The sequence below is a fragment of the Ornithinibacillus gellani genome, assembly GCF_003730295.1.
GTDB lineage: Bacteria > Bacillota > Bacilli > Bacillales > Amphibacillaceae > Ornithinibacillus_A > Ornithinibacillus_A gellani.
The window spans coordinates 24383-47852 of sequence record NZ_QTSZ01000049.1 but is presented as its reverse complement, the minus strand read 5'-3'; the positions used below and the strand labels follow the sequence as shown (position 1 = coordinate 47852).

Here is a 23470-nt window from a genome sequence, read left to right as displayed (position 1 = left end):
CTATATGAATGCTATCCCAATAAAAAAGCGTTTCATCGAATTGCTCGTTGATTATTTGGTCATTGTTGTTTATTTAATCATTCTTTTCATCATTAATTTGTTTATTAGTTTCCTTATTTTTAAGGGCTTACCAGAATATAACGAAATACAGGCACAATCCATTGCAACGCTGACATCCGTGATACCAATCATCGTTATTTTCACCTACTTGGATTACGTTAAAAATGGTTCGATTGGGAAACGAGTTGCCGGATTAACATTGACCTATAAACATAAAAAAATCAGCTCTAGCCTGTTAAGAAATATAGTTAAATTTCTACCCTGGCAAATGGGGCATATTGGCGTTATCCATGGTATCTATAGCAACTTTGATATGAGCGCAATCTTGATCGCAAATAGTGGAACCATTCTTGGGTTGATATTAATATGTATGGGATTATTTCGAAACGATAAACGTCATTTAGGCGATTTACTAGCAGGAACAAAGGTAGAATTACGATAGGTTTTCACAACAACACTTCATAATGTTTTTCCATATTTAAAACAGATTCCAATCACATGTACAATGATTGGAATCTGTTTATTTTCACATAGCCTTATAACTGCTTTATTTCTTCAGCTGTAAAGACCCGAGATCTAGTGAGGAATCGCTTCCCCTCTGGGCCTTCCAAGGAAAACATACCACCACGTCCATCTACCACATCAATGATTAGCTGTGTATGCTTCCAATATTCATATTGGTCCTTTGCCATATAAAATGGTGCGCCACCAATTTCCCCCAATAATATATCGGACTCCCCTGTCCGAAATTCTCCCAGCGGATAACACATAGGTGAACTGCCATCACAGCAGCCGCCAGATTGGTGAAACATCAATGGTCCATGAATCGCTTTTAATGTTTCCATCAATGCTAAAGTCGCATCGGTAGCAATTACCCTTTCAACCATCTCAACACCTCCTAAGCGAAAAAGAAGCTATGATCCCATAGCTCCTCTTTGCTAGACTTCCTTTAGAATAATCCTGCTGGACCTTCACTATAGCTAACGAGTAAATTCTTCGTTTGCTGATAATGACTCAGCATCATCAAGTGATTTTCCCGGCCAATACCAGATTTTTTATAGCCGCCGAATGCAGCATGTGCTGGATACTGATGGTAGCAATTCGTCCATACGCGTCCCGCCTCAATTCCGCGTCCAAATCGATACGCTTTATTAATATTACGCGTCCAAACGCCTGCTCCTAATCCATATAATGTGTCATTAGCAATTTCCAATGCCTCTTCATCGTCTTTAAAGGTCGTCACAGATAAAACTGGTCCAAAAATTTCCTCCTGGAAGATGCGCATATCATTACTGCCTTTGAATATGGTTGGCTCGATATAATATCCGCCTGCAAGCTCTCCATCCAATTGATTCACATTTCCGCCAGTTAGCACTTCTGCCCCTTCTTGCTTACCAATATCCAGATAGGACATAATCTTTTCCTTCTGTTCCATGGAGGCTTGGGCACCCATCATCGTTTCTGTATCAAGTGGATGACCGATTTTAATCTGTTTCACACGCTCTATTGCACGCTCCATGAATGGATCATAAATCGATTCATGCACCAAGGCACGTGAAGGACATGTACATACCTCCCCTTGATTCAGTGCAAACATCACCATACCTTCAATGGTCTTATCCAAGAATCCATCATCTTCATCCATGACATCCGCAAAGAAGATGTTCGGTGATTTCCCGCCTAATTCAAGTGTGACTGGAATGATATTTTCCGACGCGTACTGCATGATCAGTCTGCCCGTCGTCGTCTCGCCTGTAAATGCAACCTTGGAAATTCGGCTATTTGTTGCCAGTGACTTTCCTGCTTCAACTCCGAATCCATTTACTACATTCACGACACCAGCAGGTAATAAATCTGCAATCAATTCCAGGAATACATGAATCGATGCAGGTGTTTGTTCAGCGGGCTTGAGTACAACACAATTCCCTGCAGCCAATGCTGGGGCTAGCTTCCATGTTGCCATCAGCAATGGGAAATTCCATGGGATAATTTGTCCCACTACACCTAATGGTTCATGAAAATGATAAGCAACCGTATCATGGTCAATCTGGCTAATACCACCCTCTTGCGCTCGGATAGCAGAGGCAAAATAACGAAAATGATCAATGGCAAGCGGTAAGTCAGCTGCTAACGTTTCCCTGACTGCTTTACCATTATCCCAAGTTTCCGCAACTGCCAGCATTTCCAAGTTTTCTTCCATTCTATCTGCAATTTTATTTAAAATATTAGCCCGCTCCGTGACCGATGTTTTTCCCCATGCATCCTTTGCTTGGTGTGCAGCTTCCACTGCAGCCTCCACATCCTCTTTGGTGGACCTAGCTATCTGGCAGAATACTTCTCCTGTAACCGGGCTAACATTATCAAAATAATTCCCTTTTACTGGTGCTTGGTATTCACCACCAATAAAATTATCATACTTGTCCTTAAAGTTTACGAGTGATTCATTTGTGTTCGGATTTGCATATCTCACGATCCATTCCTCCCATTTATGTAATCGCTTTCAAAGGCTATTTTATCAACATAGTTGGACTATTTCAATGATTTAGATACATTTATTATATGGTATGTATGGCTCGTCCTTTTTATAACCGATAAAGTGAAACTTCAATCAGTGGGGAATTTTCGCCCTTCCCCACTGATTGTTAGTTGAACCAATCAGGCCTTTACTGGCTGTTGATCACCAACTTACAATGCTGGTTAACAACAATTCTTGATGTGGGGATCTTACAGCCAGTTAATCGGTGAAAAATAAAAGAAGGGTATGAAGCTAATGAAAGCGAATAATATATAGAATGAATCTGAAGCAAGAACATAATTTGTACCATCAATTTAACGTCAGGAATACGAATCATTCCCGGAGGTGCCTATGTTACATTTTGATAACTTGGAAGGCTATCGTGATGCACACACATATGATACATTAAATGGATTGAGTGAAGTGGAGGAAAAATTTTATGTTGACCTGGCGAATCAACAAGGTAGTCCAATCTTAGATATTGCTTGTGGAACAGGAAGATTAACTATTCCCCTAGCCCAAAGTGGATTCCATCTGACAGGTCTGGATATAACTGCTGAGATGCTAGCGCTCGCCAAACAAAAAGCCAAGCATGCAAATCTCTCTATAGATTGGATACAAGCTGATGCAAGAGGATTTGAATTGAATGCTAAGTACAAGCTTATCTTTACAACTGGAAATTCATTTCAACATTTCTTAGACCGTGAATCCGTTGATGGTTTTCTTAAATCTGTCCATAAGCATTTAGATAAAGATGGCATGCTTGCTTTCGAGACACGTAACCCAACTATCTCTGTTTTGCAGTCGAATGAAACAGCCGAGAAGGACTATGCTGATACATGGGTCGACAACGAAGGCTACCATTGCAGCAGTACATATCAACGTTCATATGACCATCAAAGTCAGTTGGAGCATTATACCTTTACAAATCGTCGCTGGAAGGATGAAACTAACGTAGTAGAGACAACAGAACCATTTGCCATCCGTTATTTTTTCCCACAGGAACTGGAGGAGCTGCTATATTATAATGGATTTTCACTAATAAAGATGTACGGTCATTTTGACAAACGCCCATTTGAAGCAAATAGTCCATTAATGGTTTGTCTCTGTCAGAAACGGGATGGATAAGAGATTGCCCGATATTGTAAATGGAAAAATGAAGGCCGCATATATCAGGAGCATGTCCCGAAATGCGGCCTTTCTTCTTGCCTCATTAACCTTTGATATCGATATGTTTTCCCAAATGGGCTTGAGCTGCTTGCTGAATCGAAGCTACGTCACTAGAACTTAATAGTTCTTGCATTGCCGCTCCCTGCTGTTCAGCGTTTCCCATTGCCATCTTCATGACGGATAGAGATGCTTGCTGTTTTACTTTACTCTGATTCATCGCAATCGACATTGCTGCGATATCCAAAAAAACACCACCCTCCAATTGACCTTCTTCCTTATATCGGACATCCCTGCCATAATCTGAAAGGATATTAGCATTTTACACATCACCAAAAACGCCTCCCCCCTTTTTTTTGGGGGGAGACGTCCTAATTATGATACTTGCTTTGGTGTTCTTCTGGAAAAAGTCCAATATAACAGAAGACTTACCAATGCAATGATGGTCAGCACGAACAAAGTATTACTGTAAATGGTTTGCTGTGCCCCTTGGATATAAGAAAAAATTGTTTTATTCAAAGCAGCATTATCCATTAACGCTGCAGTGTACGCAATTCCTACAGATGCTGCAACATTCAAAATCAAATTATAGAAACCAACAGCAGTACCTGTTTTCTCTGTCGGAATCGTGCGAATAGCTGCATCAATCATTGGTGCATACATTAACGCAAATGAACTAGAGAATACAATCATGGAAATAACGAAGATCCATGCATAACTACCCATCGCCAATCCAGCAAGCAGCACACTTGCACCGATGAGCACGATTGCCGTAGATATCGCTTGCTTACTGCTCAAGTATTTAGCAATTGAACCAGAGAACGCTCCGACAATTGCCGACAGAACATATGCAGGTATAAGCAGCAACGATACAATATCCAAGCGAATATGAAAAATAGATTCCATGACAAATGGAAACATAAAGATATAAGCCAACTGCACAGAATATATGACAAACGCCACAAGCAAAATCGAAATGAAATGCTTGTCCTGAAAGAATGAAATCTGAATAAAAGCTTTTTTCGCCTTAGCAATATAAAATAAAAACAAACCTAAAGCTATAATAAAGCCGAGTAAATACAACCAATTAAAGCTAGAAACATACATCATTAAAGCTGCAGCGGTAATTCCCACTAAGAACAGTCCAATTACATCAATATATCCTTTTTGCTGCTCTTCTTTTGGGACATATTTCAAAATAAATGGAAGGATGATGATGGTTGCCAATGGCAGAATAAACAATCCTGTCCAGTTCAAATAGGTAGAAATATAACCAGCTGCTAAAGCTCCAACAACCTGGGATATTGCAAAACAACTCGTACTAAATCCAAGAAATTTCTTCTGTTGCTCCAATGGCAAGTGCTTGGTAACAAAAATAACATACAACGTCTCCGCAGCTGCCAGTCCTGAAGTTTGGATAATCCGGGAAATAACGACTAGCGGAAATGATTGTTGGAAAATAAATCCCATAATCGATCCAATACAGATTAAAACAATTCCAATCACGAGCAATTTACGAATGTTGATGAAGTCTGCCAATGCTGCATAAATGACAGCTCCAATCCCAATAAACAAGCCAGCTAATGTGGCCTGCCAGCTCACAGTAGAAGCAGAAATACCAAGGTCTTTTGCCATGTCTACAGAAACGACTTTAAAAGAATTATCAACAATCAAACAAAATACAAACAGAATTAATAAAATCGGAACTGCTTTTTTGATAAGCGGGTTTGTTTGTTGCTCCACCATGTTGTTCCCTTCTTTTCCATATAGTATAGTGGCAACAGTCTTTTGAAGGACTGCTGCCTGTTTACTTTAAGCAATGGTAAGTGCAATTTCCATCATATTGGTAAATGCAGTTTGTCTCTCTTCTTGCGTCGTTTGCTCGTTACGTAATATATGATCGCTGACCGTCATGATTGTCAACGCATTGACACCAGCTGCTGCAGCATTTAAGTACAAACCATTCGTTTCCATTTCAGCACATAAAATTCCCATCTCGCGCCATTTGCCAATGGCATTTTCATCTGCATTATAAAAGACGTCACTGGAAAGAACGTTACCTACATGTGTAGGCAATTGCTTTTCGTCTGCTACTTTTTTTGCTTTTTCAAGTAAATCATAAGAGGCAATTGGTGCAAAGTGACCAGGGATATGAAATTGTCTTACATACTCAGAATCCGTAGATGCGCCCATCGCAAGCACGATATCATATAAATTCATATTGTCTTGAATGGCACCACATGAACCGATACGAATCAGGTTCTTCACACCAAATACATGGATCAATTCCCAAGAATAAATCCCCATGCTCGGAGTTCCCATCCCAGTACCCATGACAGAGACTTGTTTTCCTTGATAATATCCGGTGAAGCCAAGCATACCTCTAACTTCATTAAACATAACAACTTCTGTTAAAAAAGTATCTGCGATAAATTTTGCCCGTAGTGGATCACCTGGTAATAGAACCGTTTCTGCGATTGGTGCCCCATTCGGTTTAATATGAGGGGTTTCTTTGATATTTCCTTCTTGCACGTTACTTCATCCTTCCTTATGATTGCGCTTTATTTTTTATCACTTCTTCATTATAACAACTTGTATAGTTGTATAATAAGTTGTATTAATTAACACAATGAAAGCGTATCACATTTTTATTACTTAGGCAATAAAAATTTTAAATGAATTAAAAAATCAGCATGTCTTTTGATTAGACAGCTGATTTTATGATAGTATGTTCATTTTTAAATGAAAATAATCCAATGGAATATAATATTTATTATACATAATTGGATAGCGATCACTGATAAATACTTGATCTGTAAGTAAATGAAATTGCTTTCCTTTATGGATATGGTATTTTTGCGTCGACGCATTAGCAGATGAAGAGTACACCACATCAATGGTTTGCGAGTTCGCTTGATCATAGACACCTGTTTCCAGCATCTCAAGGAGTTCGTCCTCATTCTCCAAATCAAGATGCAGTTCTTTTACCGCATCAATTGCCATCATGCTTAAGGCATACGCTACAATATGCGGACCATTGTGATACCATCGCTCACACACCACGACTGCTGCCGTGTCCCGTTGTAGGATCTTGCGCGTATAATCACTTGTCACATCAATACGATATTCAAGCTCTACTTTATCAAAAGACTCTATCGTATGGCATTTATGAAGTGGATTACTTAACTGCTCCATTCCTGCTTTTTGTTTTGGATTATGCGTTTTCGTAATATAGTTTCCCTTCCCATGGATATTTTTCACCAAACCATCATCACGTAGCAACGATAATGCTTGGCGAAGGGTAACCCTGCTCACCCCGAACATTTTCGCAAGTTCTGGCTCGGTTGGCAGCTTACTATCCGGCGGAAAGGTCCCTTCCATAATGAAATGATATAGTTTTTCGTAAACTATAACATATAATGGTTTTTTCGATTTTTTAAGCTGCTGCGGCCGAATATCCATGTCAATCCTCCATTTTTATCAAATCAGGAAGTATGAAAACATTATAACATATCTTGTTGGGACACCACGGAAAATGACAGCAAGCCCATCCTTTCAACAAGTTGTTTGTGCGAGAAGTAGAGCCTTTCGTAGATTCAGCCTAAGCCGAAATCCATATACCTCTATAGCGAGATAAGCGCATTGACTTTTTATCACTTGCGTGGTAAAGTGATAATAGAAAAATAAATCATGTAACAGGCATGTTTGAAAATAATATAAAAGATGGGAAATACTAAAAATAAGGAGCGATTCAAATGAAAATTACATTACTAGCCGGATCCAATGTTGGTTCAAAAACAAAGACCGCAATGGAATATACGCATAAAATTATGAATGAAAAATATCCAGATGTCGAGGTTACACTACTAGATCTAGCCTCATTTGATATGGTATTTAGTGATGGACGTAATTATTGGGAATATGATGGGGATACAAAATATGTAACGGAAACGATCATGGAATCAGATGCAATCATTATTGGAACGCCAACATTCCAGGCTTCAATTCCTGCAACACTAAAAAATATTTTTGATTTATTACCCGTAAATGCGTTTCGAGATAAGATCGTCGGGACAATCGTTACTGCCGGCACTCCAAAGCATTATATGATGATCGATCAACAATTGAAGCCGATATTGGCTTATATGAAAGCACAAATTGTTCAAACATATGTATTTATCGAAGAACAAGATTTCCTTCGTAAGGAAATTGTCAATGATGATGTCATTTTCCGAATCGAGCGCTTGGTGGAAGATACGGTGACATTAACAGAAACATTCACCAAAATTCGCGAACAAAAAGAAGCAGCATATGGATTTTAAATAGCCATTGCAAGCTTATGATGTAAAAGTGGGGTCTTCGCACTTTACCCACTGATTGTTAGTTGAACGAATCAGGCCTTTACTGGCTGTTAATTCCCACTTACAATTCTTGTTATCAACAATAATTCTTGAAGTGAGGTTCTTACGGCTAGTTAATCTGTAATAATTTCACAACCAACGAATATGCTCCCCCTAACTGTTAGCTTAGGGGGTTTTTTTGTGTGCAATAATCACATTTTTCTTCACCAAAAAAGGGTTCGTCTCCGATTTGAAGACGAACCCCATACAACCTTTGTATTCTTATGCTTCTTTTTCACTAAACTCAAAACTCAAATCATCTTTTTCTACATCAACGGTTAAATCATATTCATTAAATAACCACGCATTATCTTCTTTGAAATAAAAAGTGATTCCTGCAACCTCAACTTTTACAGCAATATCTTCAGATTCTCCTACAGACATACCGAGTGAATAGTTTGGTAGCGATGTTGGAATACCACCATAAATCTGTAGATAGTATTGAACGTAATCCCCTTGCTCCAAATCCATTTCTTCTTTGTACCAATTCGCTGCTTCTTTTGTCACTATAAAAGCCATTTTCTCACCACGATTCTTTTCAAATTCATTCCCTTATTATTATATATGGAACATCCTTTGATTCACAAATGCTTTCCTCTTTTTATTTTTTTGCAGTATGTTTCTTGATTGCTGGAATAATATCATTCCCAATCATTTCGATATTCTTCATTAATTTATCGAATGGCACGCCACCAAAATCAATTTGCGCAATGAAGCGTTGCATATCAAAGAGCTCATGCTGATAAAGGATTTTTTCAATAATTTGTTCCTTGCTGCCAACCATTAATGCATCCCGGTAGTCTGTAGCTTGTGCAAACTGCTGCTTTGGATATCCTGTCCCACGAATGGCTTGGAATCCAGCGTTCAAATGCGGGTACATTCCTCTTAATGCTTCTTGCTCCGTATCCGCCACATAAAACAAGCTTGTTGTAGCGATTGGCAGGTTCTTCGGATCATGTCCACTTTGTTCAGCCATTCTGCGATAAGCCAAAACAGATGATTTAAAATTCATCGCCGGGCCACCTAAAGTTGTTAACATCATCGGGATTCCCATTGCACCAGCTTTAATCGCACTTGCAGGTGGACCTCCAACTGCACGCCAAATTGGCAATGAGCCTTCCAATGGTCTAGGTAAAATTTCTGCATTTTCAAGCGGCGCACGAAATTCTCCTTTCCATGTCACACGTTCATTTTCATTAATCAGTTTTAGCAGCTCCAGCTTTTCCTCAAAAATGTCTTCATAGTCTTGTAAATCAACACCAAATAATTGATGGGCACCAACACGGGAACCGCGTCCTGCAACAATTTCTGCCCGACCATTAGATATTAAATCAATCGTTGCAAAGTCCTCGTAAGCTCGTACAGGGTCAAGAACACTTAATACGGTAGCAGAACTGGTAATTTTAATTTTTTCGGTAGCCTGTGCAATGGCAGACAAGATGACTGTATGTGCTTGAGAAATAAAATACGTTTGATGACTTTCCCCAACACTGAATACATCAATTCCCGCCTGTTCGGCCAATTTACTCATTTCAATAAGTTGGTTAATTCGTTCTTGCGCTGAAATTCGTTTACCTGTTAATGGGTTCAAAACATGATCACCCAATGAATATAATCCAAATTCCATTCCATTTGCAGGGTTTATTCGATTTTGCATCATTACATCTCCTCTATTGGTTTTAATTTTGCTTCAATTTCTACCCGTCGTTCTTCTAAAAACGGTGGTAAATCTAATGTTTCTCCTAATGTCTCCACATCGCCATCTATTGTAAATCCCGGTCCATCTGTCGCAATTTCAAAAACGATACCATTTGATTCACGAAAATATAAGCTCTTAAAATAATATCGATCAATCACGCCTGAAGAGCGGAAGCCCCTCTCACGAACCTGTTTATCCCAATAGGCAAGCTCTTCCTCATTTTTAGCACGAATAGCTAAGTGGTGGATACTGCCCCGACCAGGTTTTTCCGAAGGTCCATCTAAATATTTCACCACAATTTCACCAAATACTTCATCTTGAACAGATTGAAAAATCGCTTCTTCCTCTGTTCTGGATATTTCGGTGTAGCCAAATATTTCTGTCAGGGTGCGAGCAAGCTTATCTAAACGCCTAACTGTCATTTCAACAGAGCCCATACCAAGAATTCGATGTTCTTCAGGGATTGTCAATTTCTCCCACGGCTCCCAATAAGATACCTTTTCTCCATTTGCGACCAGTAATACCATTCTTAATCCCTCTTCTTCAAAATGCAATGCGGCACGATTCGCATAGGTTGTTATCTCACCATGTTGGATACCAAATTCATCCAATCTTTTTTTCCAATAAGTTAAGCTGTCCTCTGACGGAACGAGTAAACCAATTCTCGTAATCGCGTTTGTTCCTCGGTGTGTATTTCCCGCAGCAGGCATTTCAAAAAATGTCAATTCTGTTCCCGGGCTGCCAGTACGATCTCCATAAAACAAATGATACATCGTCGGATCATCCTGATTGACAGTAACCTTGACCCGGCGTAAGCCTAAAACTTGTTTATAAAAATAGTTATTCCGCTGTGCATCTTTTGTAATCATCGAAATGTGATGATGCCCTGAAATAGTATACATATTCATTCTCCTCGCTTATCATTTGTCTCGCTTATCATTTGATTAATCAAGTGATTGGTTGAAAAAAAGTTTATCTTGTAGATAACTTCTTTTCAGTATTTTTCTGTACCTTGGACATGAGTGATAGTAACGTTTTTTGCTCTTCTTTAGTCAGGGACTCCTCAAAGAAAGATGATTGAAAAGCAAGCTGTGCCTTAAATGCCCTATCCAATTTTTCCTGACCTTTCTGTGTTAAATAAATGGTTTTTGTTTTCCATTCCTGCTGTCGTTCAATTAAACGATCCTTTTCTAATCTTGCCAGCATCCGGGAAATGCCACCTTGTGTTACGGTAACCTTTTCCGCAAGTTCACTTTGTGTCAATGGACCATATGCTGATATCTGCACCAATACGTCAAACTGAGCTGTTGTTAAATCGTATTGCTTTAAAAATTCATTCGATAATAAATTACTTTGATGCGTAAACCGTACAATTCGTAGCCAAGTAAGAGAACCAATTGTATTTTTTTTCATCCTTACCTAACCTCCTTACAATATCACTTTACCACTCAATCGATAAAAATGCAAGCATTTATTTTCCCTGGTCCAATGAATGGAATTCGGTCATCTTTTAGAACACCGCCCACCCGAAATGGCAGCGGATAAATCGATTGAATTGATGATTGAAGGTAATACTGTATTGGTTTTCGGTATACCGTCAAGTAATTTCAATTGATGCCTCAAATTTTAACGGATCAGGCTGAACTATCAAGTTTTGGGTGGTACATACCAGATTTTTTGACGGTTCAGTGTCTTCCGTCAAGTTTTGGGCGATACATACCGGATTTTTTAACGGTTCCAGCTCTTCCGTCAAGTTTTAGACGATACATTCCAGATTTTTTGACGGTTTCAGCTCTTTCGTCAAGTTTTAGAAGATACATTCCAGATTTTTTGACGGTTTCAGCTCTTTCGTCAAGTTTTAGAAGATACATTCCAGATTTTTTGACGGTTTCAGCTCTTTCGTCAAGTTTTAGGTGATACATACCGGATTTTTTGACGGTTCTAGCTCTTTCGTCAAGTTTTGAGTGATACATACCGGATTTTTTAACGGTTCGGGCTCTTTCGTTAAGTTTTGAGTGATTCATACCAGATTTTTTGACGGTTCTAGCTTTTCCGTCAAGTTTTAGACGATACACACCAGATTTTTTGACGGTTCGGGGTCTTTCGTCAAGTTTTGGGTGGTACACAACGCATTTTTTAACGGTTCCAGCTCTTCCGTCAAGTTTTAGACCATATACAACGCATTTTTTAACAGTTCATATAAATGTAATTGTGTAATCCATAATATATGGCATAGATAGTCTCTCTTTAGGATGGACTTCCTATTTTTCTTCATTCATCCAGGCGCATGCTTGGGAATTAATAATAATATAACGATTGACTTTAAGATTTTTGCGACGTGCGACTTTTTTCAGAAAATACTCTATAATGATAACCACATTCTTAACCTTTCTAAAAATGAGGTGTAAGTAAGATGAAGCGATATCAGGAAATTGATGATATTATTGCGTATATTCATCAGCATATATATAGTCCCATATCACTTACCGATTTGGCAAATCAGGTATCGTACAGTCCTTATCATTTTTCACGTATATTTAAAAAACAGATTGGAATTTCACCGCTTTATTATGTATCCTCGCTTCGATTGCAAAAAGCAAAGGAAATGTTATTGGAAACAAATTTTACGATTCGTGACATCGGGTTGGAATTGGGTCATCAGAGCTTGGGTACCTTTACTACCCAATTTACGGAGAGAGTTGGGCAATCACCATCTCAATTTAGAAAAGCCATATTTGAAGCAGATAATCAATTGGAATCCTTACAAAACCTTTCCGTTTGGGATCCTTTAAGCTCGGAATCTCCTTTTAATGTTGTAAAAGGGACTGTTAAAGCGGAGCAGCCATTTCACGGTGTCATCTTTATCGGTTTGTTTCAAAAATCTATTCCAGAAAGTATGCCGAGCTACGGCACCTTATTACCAGCTGTGGGCAATTATCAATTTTTGAATGTAAACCCGGGCATTTACTTCTTAATGGCGACTGCCGTATCTTGGAGAACAGAAGCTACGGATATTCTATTACCTCACACAACGTTGCGCGCCCGAAACATAAAACCTATCATCGTGCAAAATAACATGATTGTACCTCCACAGAACCTGACCCTACATCAACCAAAATTAGATGATCCACCAATTTTAGTATCTCTGCCGCTTTTAATGAAAACCTTTTTGCGAAGAAATTTCTCAATATAGCAATCGGTAAGAAATCTAATTTATTTATTTTGATAAAATGAAGTTATCCTATAAAAAATAATGGAATGGGGTGGAGAATTGACGAAAAAAATAATTGCAACTGAATTCATATCACTGGATGGCATCATGGAAGACCCTGGTGGAGCTGAAAAAACAAAACACGGTGGTTGGAGCGGCCAATACTGGAATGAGGAGGCGCAGAAATATAAGTATGATGAATTATTTGCGACTGATGCACTACTATTAGGAAGGGTGACTTATGAGGGCTTCGCTCAAGCCTGGCCTTCTATGACAGATGATGATGGGTTTGCCGAACGCATGAATAGCATAAAAAAGTACGTTATATCCGAAACACTGGAAGATACCAAATGGAATAATTCCACTTTGGTGAAAGGGAATGTTATTGAACAAATTGCGAAATTAAAACAGGATGCAGGACAAAATATGGTTATTCACGGTAGCGCTGAATTAATAAATACGCTTCTTCCGCATCAGTTAATTGATGAAATTCGTCTCATGATTTTTCCGATTGTTCAAGGCTGTGGCAAACGTTTATTTAAGGAAACAACTGGCACAAATCACCTAAAACTTTTAGAATCAAAAACCTTTGAAACTGGCGTCATGGTGTTACATTATCAATTATCATAAATCCCCGCCTTTTAAAAGAAATAGAAGAACCTGTTTTGAAAATCTAATGATTTCAAACAGGTTCCTTTTTATGTGAATAAGTTTGCAGCTTTCATAGCAGCCCTTATATCGTATTTTTTATTCTTGCCTCCGAATGTCAGCAGAAGTTGAACCCTACGGAATAATCGTATTCATCATGACGACAGATCCATGTTCCTCCTCTTCCATCACTGCGCCCAGAAGGTTTTTCCCAATCTTCCTGTCTTCCTAATGCTGTTAAATCAAGATAATTAATGATACCGAGCAATAGGACCGTGCCACATGCGTAAGTCGTATACGTATGAAAAACCTGATCCACTACACCTAGAAAAGTGCGTACAGCTGGAACTTCCATTGATTGACCGGCATCCACAGGCACAACTTTTTGATTCGTAATCTGACACGTACGACGAGATCCTTCTCCCTTCCTCGATTACGGAAGTTCCACCTCTTCAACAAAAAAGAATATTTCTAGTCTAATAACCTGTAAATCAAATGAACAACATTTGAACCATCCACAACCCGTTTGCTTTCCAATTGAATTTGATCTTCACCAATTTGATCAAACAAGCGAATGCCGCTCCCTAAAATAATTGGTGCAATATGGAGATGCATTTCATCAAGAAAACCGGCCTTGATACATTGTTGAGCAATACTGGCTGTTCCGATGCCTACATTTTTACCATTTGCAGTTGCTTTTGCTTGTTGAATAGCACTTTCCACACCGTCCGTAACAAAGGTGAAAGACGTGTGATGTTCCAAATATGTTTCCGGCTCCTCATGGGTCACCACAAAAATAGGAACTCCTTGAATAGGATGACTTCCTCCCCATCCATTAACCAAATCAAATGTCCTTCTTCCAACAATCATCGCGCCTACGTTTGGAATTTCACGATCAAAAATATCTTTATTTATACGAGATAATTTGAACATGTCATTATGCCGACTTGGGTAATCACCGCTAAATAACCAGTCATGAAGGGCATCTCCCCCCTTTCCAAGCGGCTGCTGTTGCTGATCATCCGGACCTGCGACAAAACCGTCAACAGATATGGAAATATCCAAAATTACCTTACCCATTTCGTACCTCCTTTGATTTATCTTGATTGTAACAAATCAATCTGGCTGAGATTTCTTCTATATTGCTACATTCAACATGTTCACTATATCGATACGAGAGAGAAGCCAAATACTGAACTAAACAAATACCGCCCAAATAAAAAACAGCCAACTACGTCAAGTTGGCTGCCGGGAACAGTAACTGGTGTCCAAAAATATGCGGTTCACCAGCAAAATTTTAATGTTAAATGCTTCCTATTATCTAAATACAATACCACCATCGGTAATAATGGATTGTCCAGTAATATAATCAGAGTCATCAGAAGCTAGGAATGACACAAGGTTTGCAACATCTTCAGGTTCTTGTGATCTTCCAAGCAAAATCGCATCCGAAAATTCTTTAAATGCATCTCCAGGCTTCATATGATCATAGTACTTCACCATTTCCTCATCGATTCGATCCCACATCGAAGTACCGGCTACCCCAGGGCAATAGGCGTTGACGCGAATCTGATGTGCTGCTAATTCTTTTGCTGCTGATTGAGTAAATGAGCGTACGGCATGCTTCGTAGCGGAATAAGTCGATAACATTTCATATGATTCATGTCCGGCAATACTACAAGCATTAATGACTTTTCCTTTTGAGTTCTGTTTCATGAATTGCTTTGCAGCTGCCTGTGTTCCAAATACGGTTCCATTTACATTGATGGAGAATGCCTTATTTAACTGTCCTTCATCAATATCCATAAACGGCGTCACTACAACAATGCCGGCATTATTTGCAAATACGTTCAGCTGTCCAAATTCTTCAACCGCTTTTTCCACGGTCTATTAAGAAAGGCAAGGAACAACCTGTACTTGAACGTATTGATTATAAGCTACTCACTTTCGCTTCATCATGATCACCATCATAATTGTTATCATGGTAAAGCCAATCAGTGCCAAGAATGGAATGGTAACAAAATGAAACCAGTTAATATATTGACCCGAGCAAGGTACCCCACTTGTACAGGTACTGAATTCATCCATGGAAGGAACCTTTTGCAGCACATAATGATAGGTCGATACCAACATTCCCATGACCGAAAATGGCAAAACATATTTATAAATTTCCTTATCATTTTTATAAAAAGCAATTCCCAATAAAATGGTTAAAGGGTACATTAAAATGCGTTGAAACCAACAGAGGGTACAAGGGATAAAACCCATCTGCTCACTAAAAAATAAACTTCCACCCAACGCTATAATTGAGGTAACCCAAGCAAATAATAGAGGCTTATTTATCACTTTCGCTCGCCGCCTCTTCCACTTTTTCAATAAATTCAGTGGTGCTCTTTCCATCAAATCGTTCACCATTGATAAATATAGTTGGTGTGGACGATACATTTAACTGATTAGCAGTAGAGATATCCTGCTTCAATGCTTTATCTATGTCTGCTTCGTTTACTGCATCCATCACTTGATTAACCTCAGTGGCGCTGGCAACCTCTGCCAAAATATCTTTCATAAAATCATCTGTAAATATATTTGTTTTCCCATCCTCTGTCATTTGACGCTCAAATAAAAGATGATGGAACTGCCAAAACATATCATTACCAAGCTCCCGATACACTGTTTCAGCAAATAATGCCGAGCTTGTGGAATCAGGCCCTATGATTGGATAGTTCATAAAATAAAATTTCGCTTTACCTGTATCAACTAAATCTGCTTTAATAATAGGAAAAATTTGATCGTTGAAATCCTGACAATGCGGACATTTATAATCTCCAAATTCTACAATATCAACCGGCGCTGAATCCTCACCAATAAAAGGTTGCCCTTCATAATCCATCACAGCCGCATCTTGTTGAACCCCTTTTACAACAATAATTCCAATAATGATGATGGCGAATATACCGATATACCAAAAAATCTTTTTGGACAAAATAACCACTCCTCTTCACTGAACTACACTATGTAGTGTTAAAAGTTAAAAAATAACAGATCTTCCAAAAAGGAATCCATCTATCTATCTAAATCGAAATAGCAGATGATTTTTTCTTGTTTGAAAAGACCCATGTTGTGTACATTTTATTACATGTTCGTGTACGGCAGGCGCCCATATAAATCTATATACACCGGCAATACCTGCATTGCTATTTTTTTTAAAATTGATGAATCCAGATTCCCTATCCATTAACCACACGTTGATTGGCAAGATGGTTTTGGTATAGGGAGCTAGGTTATACCGCTTATACAAGGACGTATATAAATAAACCACAAATCAAACTAAACACTGTTAATGAAATGAATACAACCCTAAATGGTATCCCTAATGGGACTTCCTTTACTGGATGAAGCATATATTTAATTCGATAATTAACAGATGTATCTGCAAAGGATGCATAAGTGAAAGGCATCTTCTTCAATTTACCTACTTTCAGCATTTTCAGCAGTGCACTTCCTAAATTAACGGTTGTATCCTGTTGCTTAATGGCATATTCATCTGCCAGTATTTCCTGAATGATTTGATACGTTCGATGAAACCATTTCTGAATCGGAATATACCATAATATAGACGAGCTGAGCGATAGTAAAAATAATTTAAACGGATCACGGTTTTTCTTATGATACATTTCATGGGAAATCACTGCTTTTAACTCATCCTTTGTTAAAAGATTAATTAATCCCGTTGATAAGATAATTTTAGGGCAAATCAATCCCATCGTAATAGCAATTGGAGCAGGGTGTGATAGAACGATTATCTGTTCTTGATCTTTTTTCCCATAAAGCTTGGTTATTTCATCAGTAAGCTTTTTATCCTCATATAAACGAAAACGTCTTTCCAATTTCGAAGATTGAACGATTTGTGATCCAATGATCCAGATTGCACATAATGGTGTAAAGATGACAAGTCCATCAAGTACATACTCGAGTGAGGATAGCCCAATTGCCCCTAGCCAGCTATGACATATCTCAACTAAATTAAATTTCATGTTCCAACCTGATAGTAGGGAAATGACATATAACCCCATCTGCAATAATATTGTACCCGATATAGCAAGTGATCCGATAAGTACAAAAGATGATTGACGTTTAGACATAATTTACATACCCTTTTTCAATTCTTTCACTTTTTTCTCCAATTCAGCAACAAGATCATCATCAGCTTCTTCTATAGCATTCAGCATATGACTGATGACAACATTTCCGAATTCATCCATCAATTCATTCGTCATATCCTTTGACTGCGTATGTAAAAAATCAGACCTTGTTTGGATGGGCTGATATAAGGAAGATCTACCATTTGTTCTTTTTTCAAGAATCCCTTTATCAACTAACCGATTCATCACCGTCATTACGGTATTGAAGTTCGTCGCTTTCTCTCGTTCTAAAGCTTGTTGAACCTCTTTGATCGTTTTCCCATCGCCCTCCCATAAGATATCCATAATTTTGGCTTCAAGCGGGCCAAAAAAACGATTCAAACCACGCTCATTTATTTTAAACTTTCTTATTTTCATTACGTGCCACCTCGCATTACTCATTGTAGTGTAAAACTTTTTTCAAGTCAATCTTAATTTTCGATACCAAAATAGACGTATTTTCAATGCAGGCATAACTTCCATTTCCCCTGGAAACTGTAACTATTCGTCCTACTACCATAACGAACGAAAATAAAGTGAAACTTCAATCAGTGGAGTTCGCACTTCCTCCACTGATTGGTAGTTGAACGAATCAGGCATTTACTGACTGGTAATCTATAATAAATTCACGATTAAATTCAAATCTTGACCTAGGTCAATTACTATTCAAGCGGAACATCCTATACTTGAATTAACAACAAAAGAATACATTCAATTTTGGAGGGAATCAACATGCAAAGATATATATTACAAAAGAAAAATCACATCATGCTCATTAGTGCCATGCTTATTGCTCTTGGTTTCTTAGGTCGATTTGGAATAGATAGTATGCTCATTTTCAATGCAGCACTGATCACCGCATCGATTCTCGGAATAGCACCCATCGCCATTCAAGCTTATCAAGCTTTAAAGGTAAAAGTCGTCAGCATTGATGTATTAGTAACCATTGCTGTTACTGGTGCTATCCTCATTCAAAACTATGAGGAGTCGGCAATCGTCACCTTCTTATTCTTATTTGGTGCCTATCTGGAACAGCGGACATTAAATAAAACCCGCTCCGCTATCAAGGAGTTAACCGAATTAGCACCTGAAAGCGCGTGGAAACAAATGGAAGACGGTGAGTTTGAAGAAGTAGATGTAGATGATGTAGATGAAGACGATATTTTACTCGTAAAAACTGGCGCAAGGGTTCCAGTAGACGGAACTGTACTTTCTGGCGAAGGTCATTTAAATGAAGCTAGTATTACAGGTGAATCGCTACCAGTAAGTAAAATAAAAGGATCAGAAGTTTTCGCAGGTACCATTTTAGAAAATGGAACCATTCAAATCAAAGCAGATCGCGTAGGTGAAGATACAACATTTGGTCGTATTATCGAATTAGTGGAAGAAGCACAAGATAGTAAATCAGCTGCAGAACGTTTCATCGACCGCTTCTCTAAATACTATACACCTGCCGTTTTAGTCCTTGGCATCATCGTTTGGCTATTCACTAACAACTTGGAGCTTGCCATTACAGTACTTGTTCTTGGTTGTCCCGGTGCACTCGTGATTGGAGTTCCCGTATCCAACGTGTCCGGCATCGGAAATGGAGCCCGAAATGGTGTGCTCTTAAAAGGCAGCGAGGTCATCAATGATTTCAGTAAGGTAGACACCATCGTTTTTGATAAAACAGGAACACTTACCATCGGAAATCCGGAAGTAGCAGAAAGCGCATTTTATGGTAATAACAAAGCCGAAGTCCTTGGCTATCTAGCTAGTGTAGAACGAGAGTCTGATCATCCATTGGCAAAAGCAGTTTTACAGGAAATTGGCGCAGCACATTTTTCCACTGTAGAAGAAACAGAAGTGGTTAAAGGGGGCGGGATTATCGCACAAATTGATGGACATCGAATCGCAGTCGGTAATGTGGCTTTAATGGAAAAGGAAAATATAGTTTTATCAGAACAGGTCAAAAAAGATGTCCAACGCTTCGAAAAAAATGGCAGCTCCCTTGTGCTCACAGCCGTTGATGGTACATTACAGGTTTTAATGGGAATTCGGGACCAAATTCGCTTGGGTGTAAAAGAAGACTTGCAGAAACTGAAAAAACTTGGTGTGAAAAATCTTGTCGTCCTCTCTGGAGACAACCAAGGCACAGTCGATATCGTCGCCCGTGAACTAGGATTAACAGAAGCTCATGGACATATGCTGCCAGAAGACAAATCAGCTTATATTGAAAAATTACAAGCAGATGGACAAATTGTCGCTTTCGTCGGTGATGGTGTAAACGACAGCCCATCCTTAGCCCTAGCAGATATTGGAATTGCCATGGGAAGCGGAACGGACGTAGCAATCGAAACATCTGATGTCGTATTGATGAACTCTGATTTTAGCCGCTTACCACATGCATTAGGTTTGACCAAATCAACCGCAAGAAACATGAGACAAAATATTATCATTGCAGTCGGTGTCGTCGTCATCCTATTAACAAGCCTCATCTTTGGCGATTGGATGAATATGTCGATTGGCATGCTCGTACATGAAGCAAGTATTTTAGTTGTTATCCTAAATGGTATGCGATTACTCCGCTACCATTTGGGAGGCAGCAAGACAAATGAAACTGAAAAAGCAGTAATGAACCAAACAGAAACAAATAGCGCCGCTTAAGCAGAAAAAAGCAGTTACTTTCACAAAACAAAAGGTCAAAGCCTACACATCATTCACCGCTACAAAAAAAGATGAATAAAAAGAGTAAAACTTGACGCAGGTCAATTATTTATAAATGAATTCGCGCTATACTTGAATTGTAATCAAGAAACAAACAATAAACCAATTTATATAAAGGAGTAGATACAAATGCAAAAAGCAACCATCCAATTAGAAACACTCGCATGTCCCTCCTGCCTGCAAAAGATTGAAAATGCGGTAAAAGGTTTAAATGGAATTGAAAAAGATAGTGTAAAGATAATGTTCAACGCTAGTAAAGTAAAAACGGATTTCAATTCCAAAGCGATATCTATCGAACAAATAGAAAAAGCAATTGAAGATCTTGGATACCCTATCATCAAATCCAAAGTAAAATCTGCTTAATAGAAGGTTGATTACAATAGAAAGAAGGAAATAGCCATGACAGAACAAACTGCAACATTTCATGATTTTACAAACAATCACTTTGAGAAATTAGATTTATTCACAACTGCTATTACGCGGGCCCATGGTAAAAATCATCCAGAAGCATTTGAAGTCCGAGAAATTTTTGAATCCATGAATGAAAAAGTAAAGGCATCTGGAACCAAGAAGCCAGATTTAGATGAAGCATTTAAGCAGTTACGGAAAATAACAGACCATTATACAGTTCCTGACGATGTTTGCGAAACATACGCAGGTGTATATCATATGTTGCTCGAAGCAGAAGAAGCTTATTATGCCTAACAAAGAAAGGAGAAATCTACCATGCAAAAAGCAATGATTCAATTAGAAGCCTTATCCTGCCCATCATGCTTACAAAAGATTGAAAAAGCGGTAACAGGGTTGGAAGGCATTGAAAAGGATAGTGTAAAGGTGATGTTCAACGCTAGCAAGGTCAAAGCAGATTTCAATGCTGATACAATAGCCATCGAACAAATTGAAAAGGCCATTGAAGACTTAGGCTATCCCATCATCAAGTCAAAAGTAAAACCCGCTTAATATAACTCACCTTATTTTCCATAGAATCCAGGCTGCATCCATATAGGGGTGCAGCTTTTTTATGTATTATCTCAATACATACATCACGCTTATAACTTTTCAGCTAATTTAGTTCATTAATGCTGTAACTCCGATATCTGCAAATCTAATCAATCCAAATTCGCTTTGCTAAAAAGAAACTACAGCCCTTTCCATGTGAAAATCCGTATAATGTCGTATAATGATGGGGACAACGAGAGATTGGAGAATATATATGTATAAATTAATCGCGATAGATATTGACGGAACATTAATTAATGATTACCATCAAGTACCAGAAGATGTAAAAAGCACAATTACAGAAGCTAAAAAGCTAGGTATAAAAATAGTCCTATGTTCTGGGCGACCAATTGGGGGTATGCGCAGCTATATTGAAGTACTGGATTTGAATGAAGCTGAGGATTATGCCATTGCCTATAACGGAGCATTTGTACAAGCGACTAAGAATGGTGATATTATATCTGAATTATCTCTTGGACATAATGACTTGGTGAAATTATACGGCCTCAGTTTGGAATTAAATACACCAATGCATTTCTTTGATATAGAGAGCCTCTATACACCAAATTCCAATATTAGCGAATATACGGTGGTAGAAACCTATTTAAACAAAATCCCTTTATATTATCGTGAAATAAAAGATATTCCTCAAGATCTATCGATACCAAAAATTATGTATATTGATAAACCGATCAAGCTAACGGAAACGATACGATCCCTGCCAAAAGACATTCAGGAAACTTATACCGTTGTGCAGAGTGCACCCTATTTCCTTGAATTTGTTCACCCAAGCGCAAGCAAGGGAAATGCTGTAAAAAATCTGGCAAACAAACTTGGAATTAAACAAGAGGAAGTCATGTGTATCGGGGATAATGGGAATGATTTATCGATGATTACCTATGCCGGATGCGGTGTTGCAATGGGTAATGCCATTCCTGAAGTAAAGGCTGTAGCAGACTTCCAAACACGAACAAATAACAAAAGTGGTGTAGCCTACGCCATTGAAAAAATTGCTTTAGAGCCAATTAGAGCACTAAGTAAACAAGATTAATAACCTACTTTTTAATGTTAGGTAATGTATTGTTACATCATTTTCATATGATTAGGGAATCCTCATTCCATGGATCCCCTAATCACTAAGTTCTTTATCTTGATTTAAAACTTATCACTCATTTCTCCTGTATTTTCTAATACTTCCCGCGGTAATTAATCTCTATTGACCGAAGCTTTGGTTTGGAACTTCTTGCCTTACTTGAACAGTAAATCTCTTCTTGGTATTTTAACGGGATTGTTTTTTCCCTTCTTCAGACCATTTCAATGCCCGTTGTTCCATTTCACTGAGAAAAGGTTTCTTTGCTTTACTGTAATAAGCTGTATCGTCATATTTTTGGGCTAATTCATTTTTCAATTGCTTATATCGCTCCATTTCATCGGGATGGCTTCTAAGATAATCTCTAAAAACTAAATGGCGTTCAATTTGAGGATGATTGACCTGGTAAACATGGATGTGATGGGTTCTATTCTCTCCACCTTTACGAAATAAACGCCTACCTTGTATCCCCCATTCCCCGGCAACATCATATCCAAGCGAATGCATTTGCGCATTATACATATCAATTTTATGTATTTCTTTAACGAGGCACATAATGTCAATAACAGGCTTTGCATTCATGCCTTTAACAGAAGTACTACCAAAATGTTCAAACTTGATTACTTCATCCCCGAACACCTCACTCAAAAAACGAGCTTCTTCCTCAAACATACCAACCCAGTTTTCATTGTACTCTGAAAGTCTGATTTTCAATTGTATCTCCCCTAATTAATGCATATCGTTATATGTTTGTTTTCCACATTATAATCGATTGGATGACTACCTTTATTTAA

The 23470-nt window shown here is 38.4% G+C and carries 28 protein-coding genes and 1 pseudogene; 10 read left to right on the top strand and 19 right to left on the bottom strand.

All coding sequences use genetic code 11. From position 1 onward, the window contains the following. The first annotated feature begins 4 nt into the window (after nt 1-4). Nucleotides 5-502, top strand: coding sequence for an RDD family protein (locus DX933_RS15075; RefSeq protein WP_123317273.1), 498 nt, complete (start codon nt 5-7; stop codon nt 500-502). A 94-nt stretch (nt 503-596) separates the two neighbouring features. Here DX933_RS15075 and DX933_RS15070 read toward each other — a convergent pair whose 3' ends face one another. Both DX933_RS15070 and adh read right to left on the bottom strand, forming a co-directional pair. Continuing rightward, the gene (locus DX933_RS15070) at nt 597-947 is read right to left on the bottom strand and encodes a DUF779 domain-containing protein (RefSeq protein WP_123317272.1); all 351 of its coding nucleotides are present in this window, start codon (nt 945-947) and stop codon (nt 597-599) included. 62 nt (nt 948-1009) lie between these two features. Further along, nucleotides 1010-2530 (bottom strand): aldehyde dehydrogenase, encoded by a 1521-nt coding sequence (gene adh, locus DX933_RS15065; protein ID WP_123317271.1) that lies wholly within the window; start codon nt 2528-2530, stop codon nt 1010-1012. A 396-nt stretch (nt 2531-2926) separates the two neighbouring features. Between adh and DX933_RS15060 the strand changes: the two genes are divergently transcribed. Next, a complete protein-coding gene (locus DX933_RS15060) occupies nt 2927-3703 on the top strand; it encodes a class I SAM-dependent methyltransferase (protein WP_123317270.1) in 777 nt (258 codons plus the stop codon). Nucleotides 3704-3788: 85 nt separating this feature from the next. On the opposite strand, the gene DX933_RS15055 is transcribed toward DX933_RS15060, so the two are convergent. The 4 genes from DX933_RS15055 to DX933_RS15040 all read right to left on the bottom strand — a co-directional run bounded on the left by DX933_RS15055 (nt 3789) and on the right by DX933_RS15040 (nt 7204). Continuing rightward, nucleotides 3789-3989 carry a YjfB family protein gene (locus DX933_RS15055; protein WP_123317380.1) on the bottom strand — a complete coding sequence of 67 codons (201 nt, stop codon included), beginning with the start codon at nt 3987-3989 and terminating at the stop codon, nt 3789-3791. 128 nt (nt 3990-4117) lie between these two features. Beyond that, the gene (locus DX933_RS15050; protein ID WP_123317269.1) at nt 4118-5488 is read right to left on the bottom strand and encodes an MFS transporter; all 1371 of its coding nucleotides are present in this window, start codon (nt 5486-5488) and stop codon (nt 4118-4120) included. A 66-nt stretch (nt 5489-5554) separates the two neighbouring features. Then, nucleotides 5555-6274 (bottom strand): purine-nucleoside phosphorylase, encoded by a 720-nt coding sequence (deoD, locus tag DX933_RS15045; protein ID WP_123317268.1) that lies wholly within the window; start codon nt 6272-6274, stop codon nt 5555-5557. A 186-nt stretch (nt 6275-6460) separates the two neighbouring features. Beyond that, entirely contained in the window at nt 6461-7204 is a 744-nt protein-coding gene (locus DX933_RS15040; RefSeq protein ID WP_123317267.1) for a GntR family transcriptional regulator, read from the bottom strand. 293 nt (nt 7205-7497) lie between these two features. Here DX933_RS15040 and DX933_RS15035 point away from each other — a divergent pair, with 293 nt between their 5' ends. Next, a complete protein-coding gene (locus DX933_RS15035; RefSeq protein WP_123317266.1) occupies nt 7498-8064 on the top strand; it encodes an NADPH-dependent FMN reductase in 567 nt (188 codons plus the stop codon). Nucleotides 8065-8364: 300 nt separating this feature from the next. Here the strand turns inward: DX933_RS15035 and DX933_RS15030 are convergent, their stop codons facing one another. The 5 genes from DX933_RS15030 to DX933_RS15010 all read right to left on the bottom strand — a co-directional run bounded on the left by DX933_RS15030 (nt 8365) and on the right by DX933_RS15010 (nt 11916). After that, complete coding sequence (locus DX933_RS15030) at nt 8365-8661, bottom strand: HesB/YadR/YfhF family protein (protein ID WP_123317265.1); 297 nt, start codon at nt 8659-8661, stop codon at nt 8365-8367. Nucleotides 8662-8743: 82 nt separating this feature from the next. Next, nucleotides 8744-9802, bottom strand: a complete 1059-nt coding sequence (locus tag DX933_RS15025; protein ID WP_123317264.1) for an LLM class flavin-dependent oxidoreductase — start codon at nt 9800-9802, stop codon at nt 8744-8746. After that, the gene (locus DX933_RS15020) at nt 9802-10743 is read right to left on the bottom strand and encodes a ring-cleaving dioxygenase (protein ID WP_123317263.1); all 942 of its coding nucleotides are present in this window, start codon (nt 10741-10743) and stop codon (nt 9802-9804) included. The genes DX933_RS15025 and DX933_RS15020 overlap by 1 nt, the downstream gene beginning before the upstream one ends. A 70-nt stretch (nt 10744-10813) precedes the next feature. Beyond that, the gene (locus DX933_RS15015; protein WP_123317262.1) at nt 10814-11254 is read right to left on the bottom strand and encodes a MarR family winged helix-turn-helix transcriptional regulator; all 441 of its coding nucleotides are present in this window, start codon (nt 11252-11254) and stop codon (nt 10814-10816) included. A 272-nt stretch (nt 11255-11526) separates the two neighbouring features. Continuing rightward, nucleotides 11527-11916, bottom strand: coding sequence for a hypothetical protein (locus tag DX933_RS15010; RefSeq protein WP_145962285.1), 390 nt, complete (start codon nt 11914-11916; stop codon nt 11527-11529). Between the two features lie 338 nt (nt 11917-12254). On the opposite strand from DX933_RS15010, the gene DX933_RS15005 reads away from it, so the two are divergent. Together DX933_RS15005 and DX933_RS15000 are read left to right on the top strand one after the other, a co-directional pair. Next, on the top strand, nt 12255-13034 hold the full coding sequence (locus DX933_RS15005; protein WP_123317260.1) for a helix-turn-helix transcriptional regulator: 780 nt from the start codon (nt 12255-12257) through the stop codon (nt 13032-13034). A gap of 78 nt (nt 13035-13112) precedes the next feature. After that, nucleotides 13113-13682, top strand: a complete 570-nt coding sequence (locus DX933_RS15000) for a dihydrofolate reductase family protein (RefSeq protein WP_223805993.1) — start codon at nt 13113-13115, stop codon at nt 13680-13682. Nucleotides 13683-13818: 136 nt separating this feature from the next. On the opposite strand, the gene DX933_RS14995 is transcribed toward DX933_RS15000, so the two are convergent. From DX933_RS14995 to DX933_RS14965, 7 genes and pseudogenes are all read right to left on the bottom strand, one after another. Further along, the gene (locus DX933_RS14995) at nt 13819-14073 is read right to left on the bottom strand and encodes a DUF899 domain-containing protein (RefSeq protein ID WP_263363202.1); all 255 of its coding nucleotides are present in this window, start codon (nt 14071-14073) and stop codon (nt 13819-13821) included. A 98-nt stretch (nt 14074-14171) separates the two neighbouring features. Then, nucleotides 14172-14780 carry a dihydrofolate reductase family protein gene (locus DX933_RS14990; protein ID WP_123317257.1) on the bottom strand — a complete coding sequence of 203 codons (609 nt, stop codon included), beginning with the start codon at nt 14778-14780 and terminating at the stop codon, nt 14172-14174. A gap of 237 nt (nt 14781-15017) precedes the next feature. Then, nucleotides 15018-15584, bottom strand: a pseudogene (locus DX933_RS14985) (SDR family oxidoreductase); the annotation flags it as partial. A gap of 57 nt (nt 15585-15641) precedes the next feature. After that, on the bottom strand, nt 15642-16043 hold the full coding sequence (locus tag DX933_RS14980; RefSeq protein ID WP_123317379.1) for a disulfide oxidoreductase: 402 nt from the start codon (nt 16041-16043) through the stop codon (nt 15642-15644). Next, nucleotides 16036-16683 carry a DsbA family protein gene (locus tag DX933_RS14975; RefSeq protein WP_397316670.1) on the bottom strand — a complete coding sequence of 216 codons (648 nt, stop codon included), beginning with the start codon at nt 16681-16683 and terminating at the stop codon, nt 16036-16038. Before DX933_RS14975 ends, DX933_RS14980 begins: the two co-directional genes overlap by 8 nt. A gap of 307 nt (nt 16684-16990) precedes the next feature. Next, the gene (locus DX933_RS14970) at nt 16991-17842 is read right to left on the bottom strand and encodes a M56 family metallopeptidase (RefSeq protein ID WP_123317255.1); all 852 of its coding nucleotides are present in this window, start codon (nt 17840-17842) and stop codon (nt 16991-16993) included. Between the two features lie 3 nt (nt 17843-17845). Then, nucleotides 17846-18259, bottom strand: a complete 414-nt coding sequence (locus DX933_RS14965) for a BlaI/MecI/CopY family transcriptional regulator (RefSeq protein ID WP_123317254.1) — start codon at nt 18257-18259, stop codon at nt 17846-17848. Nucleotides 18260-18613: 354 nt separating this feature from the next. Between DX933_RS14965 and DX933_RS14960 the strand changes: the two genes are divergently transcribed. From DX933_RS14960 to yidA, 5 genes are all read left to right on the top strand, one after another. After that, nucleotides 18614-20527 carry a heavy metal translocating P-type ATPase gene (locus DX933_RS14960; protein ID WP_123317253.1) on the top strand — a complete coding sequence of 638 codons (1914 nt, stop codon included), beginning with the start codon at nt 18614-18616 and terminating at the stop codon, nt 20525-20527. A 189-nt stretch (nt 20528-20716) separates the two neighbouring features. Further along, the gene (locus DX933_RS14955) at nt 20717-20950 is read left to right on the top strand and encodes a heavy-metal-associated domain-containing protein (RefSeq protein ID WP_123317252.1); all 234 of its coding nucleotides are present in this window, start codon (nt 20717-20719) and stop codon (nt 20948-20950) included. Nucleotides 20951-20986: 36 nt separating this feature from the next. Then, the gene (locus DX933_RS14950; protein WP_123317251.1) at nt 20987-21292 is read left to right on the top strand and encodes an iron-sulfur cluster repair di-iron protein, ric; all 306 of its coding nucleotides are present in this window, start codon (nt 20987-20989) and stop codon (nt 21290-21292) included. Nucleotides 21293-21313: 21 nt separating this feature from the next. Beyond that, a complete protein-coding gene (locus DX933_RS14945; protein ID WP_123317250.1) occupies nt 21314-21547 on the top strand; it encodes a heavy-metal-associated domain-containing protein in 234 nt (77 codons plus the stop codon). Nucleotides 21548-21800: 253 nt separating this feature from the next. Then, nucleotides 21801-22637, top strand: a complete 837-nt coding sequence (gene yidA, locus DX933_RS14940) for a sugar-phosphatase (protein ID WP_123317249.1) — start codon at nt 21801-21803, stop codon at nt 22635-22637. Nucleotides 22638-22865: 228 nt separating this feature from the next. Here yidA and DX933_RS14935 read toward each other — a convergent pair whose 3' ends face one another. Beyond that, complete coding sequence (locus DX933_RS14935) at nt 22866-23390, bottom strand: GrpB family protein (protein ID WP_123317248.1); 525 nt, start codon at nt 23388-23390, stop codon at nt 22866-22868. Nucleotides 23391-23470: the final 80 nt, after the last annotated feature.

What these genes read in the sequence shown, in the direction of transcription:
- DX933_RS15015 (WP_123317262.1), bottom strand. Translation starts at nt 11,254, where the DNA reads ATGAAAAAAAATACAATTGGTTCTCTTACTTGGCTACGAATTGTACGG.
- DX933_RS14965 (WP_123317254.1), bottom strand. Translation starts at nt 18,259, where the DNA reads ATGAAAATAAGAAAGTTTAAAATAAATGAGCGTGGTTTGAATCGTTTT.
- DX933_RS14955 (WP_123317252.1), top strand. Translation starts at nt 20,717, where the DNA reads ATGCAAAAAGCAACCATCCAATTAGAAACACTCGCATGTCCCTCCTGC.
- DX933_RS15030 (WP_123317265.1), bottom strand. Translation starts at nt 8,661, where the DNA reads ATGGCTTTTATAGTGACAAAAGAAGCAGCGAATTGGTACAAAGAAGAA.
- DX933_RS15070 (WP_123317272.1), bottom strand. Translation starts at nt 947, where the DNA reads ATGGTTGAAAGGGTAATTGCTACCGATGCGACTTTAGCATTGATGGAA.
- DX933_RS15075 (WP_123317273.1), top strand. Translation starts at nt 5, where the DNA reads ATGAATGCTATCCCAATAAAAAAGCGTTTCATCGAATTGCTCGTTGAT.
- DX933_RS14945 (WP_123317250.1), top strand. Translation starts at nt 21,314, where the DNA reads ATGCAAAAAGCAATGATTCAATTAGAAGCCTTATCCTGCCCATCATGC.
- DX933_RS15060 (WP_123317270.1), top strand. Translation starts at nt 2,927, where the DNA reads ATGTTACATTTTGATAACTTGGAAGGCTATCGTGATGCACACACATAT.
- DX933_RS15020 (WP_123317263.1), bottom strand. Translation starts at nt 10,743, where the DNA reads ATGTATACTATTTCAGGGCATCATCACATTTCGATGATTACAAAAGAT.
- DX933_RS15035 (WP_123317266.1), top strand. Translation starts at nt 7,498, where the DNA reads ATGAAAATTACATTACTAGCCGGATCCAATGTTGGTTCAAAAACAAAG.
- DX933_RS15050 (WP_123317269.1), bottom strand. Translation starts at nt 5,488, where the DNA reads ATGGTGGAGCAACAAACAAACCCGCTTATCAAAAAAGCAGTTCCGATT.
- DX933_RS14970 (WP_123317255.1), bottom strand. Translation starts at nt 17,842, where the DNA reads ATGTCTAAACGTCAATCATCTTTTGTACTTATCGGATCACTTGCTATA.
- DX933_RS14950 (WP_123317251.1), top strand. Translation starts at nt 20,987, where the DNA reads ATGACAGAACAAACTGCAACATTTCATGATTTTACAAACAATCACTTT.
- DX933_RS14960 (WP_123317253.1), top strand. Translation starts at nt 18,614, where the DNA reads ATGCAAAGATATATATTACAAAAGAAAAATCACATCATGCTCATTAGT.
- DX933_RS15005 (WP_123317260.1), top strand. Translation starts at nt 12,255, where the DNA reads ATGAAGCGATATCAGGAAATTGATGATATTATTGCGTATATTCATCAG.
- yidA (WP_123317249.1), top strand. Translation starts at nt 21,801, where the DNA reads ATGTATAAATTAATCGCGATAGATATTGACGGAACATTAATTAATGAT.
- DX933_RS15025 (WP_123317264.1), bottom strand. Translation starts at nt 9,802, where the DNA reads ATGATGCAAAATCGAATAAACCCTGCAAATGGAATGGAATTTGGATTA.
- DX933_RS15040 (WP_123317267.1), bottom strand. Translation starts at nt 7,204, where the DNA reads ATGGATATTCGGCCGCAGCAGCTTAAAAAATCGAAAAAACCATTATAT.
- DX933_RS14990 (WP_123317257.1), bottom strand. Translation starts at nt 14,780, where the DNA reads ATGGGTAAGGTAATTTTGGATATTTCCATATCTGTTGACGGTTTTGTC.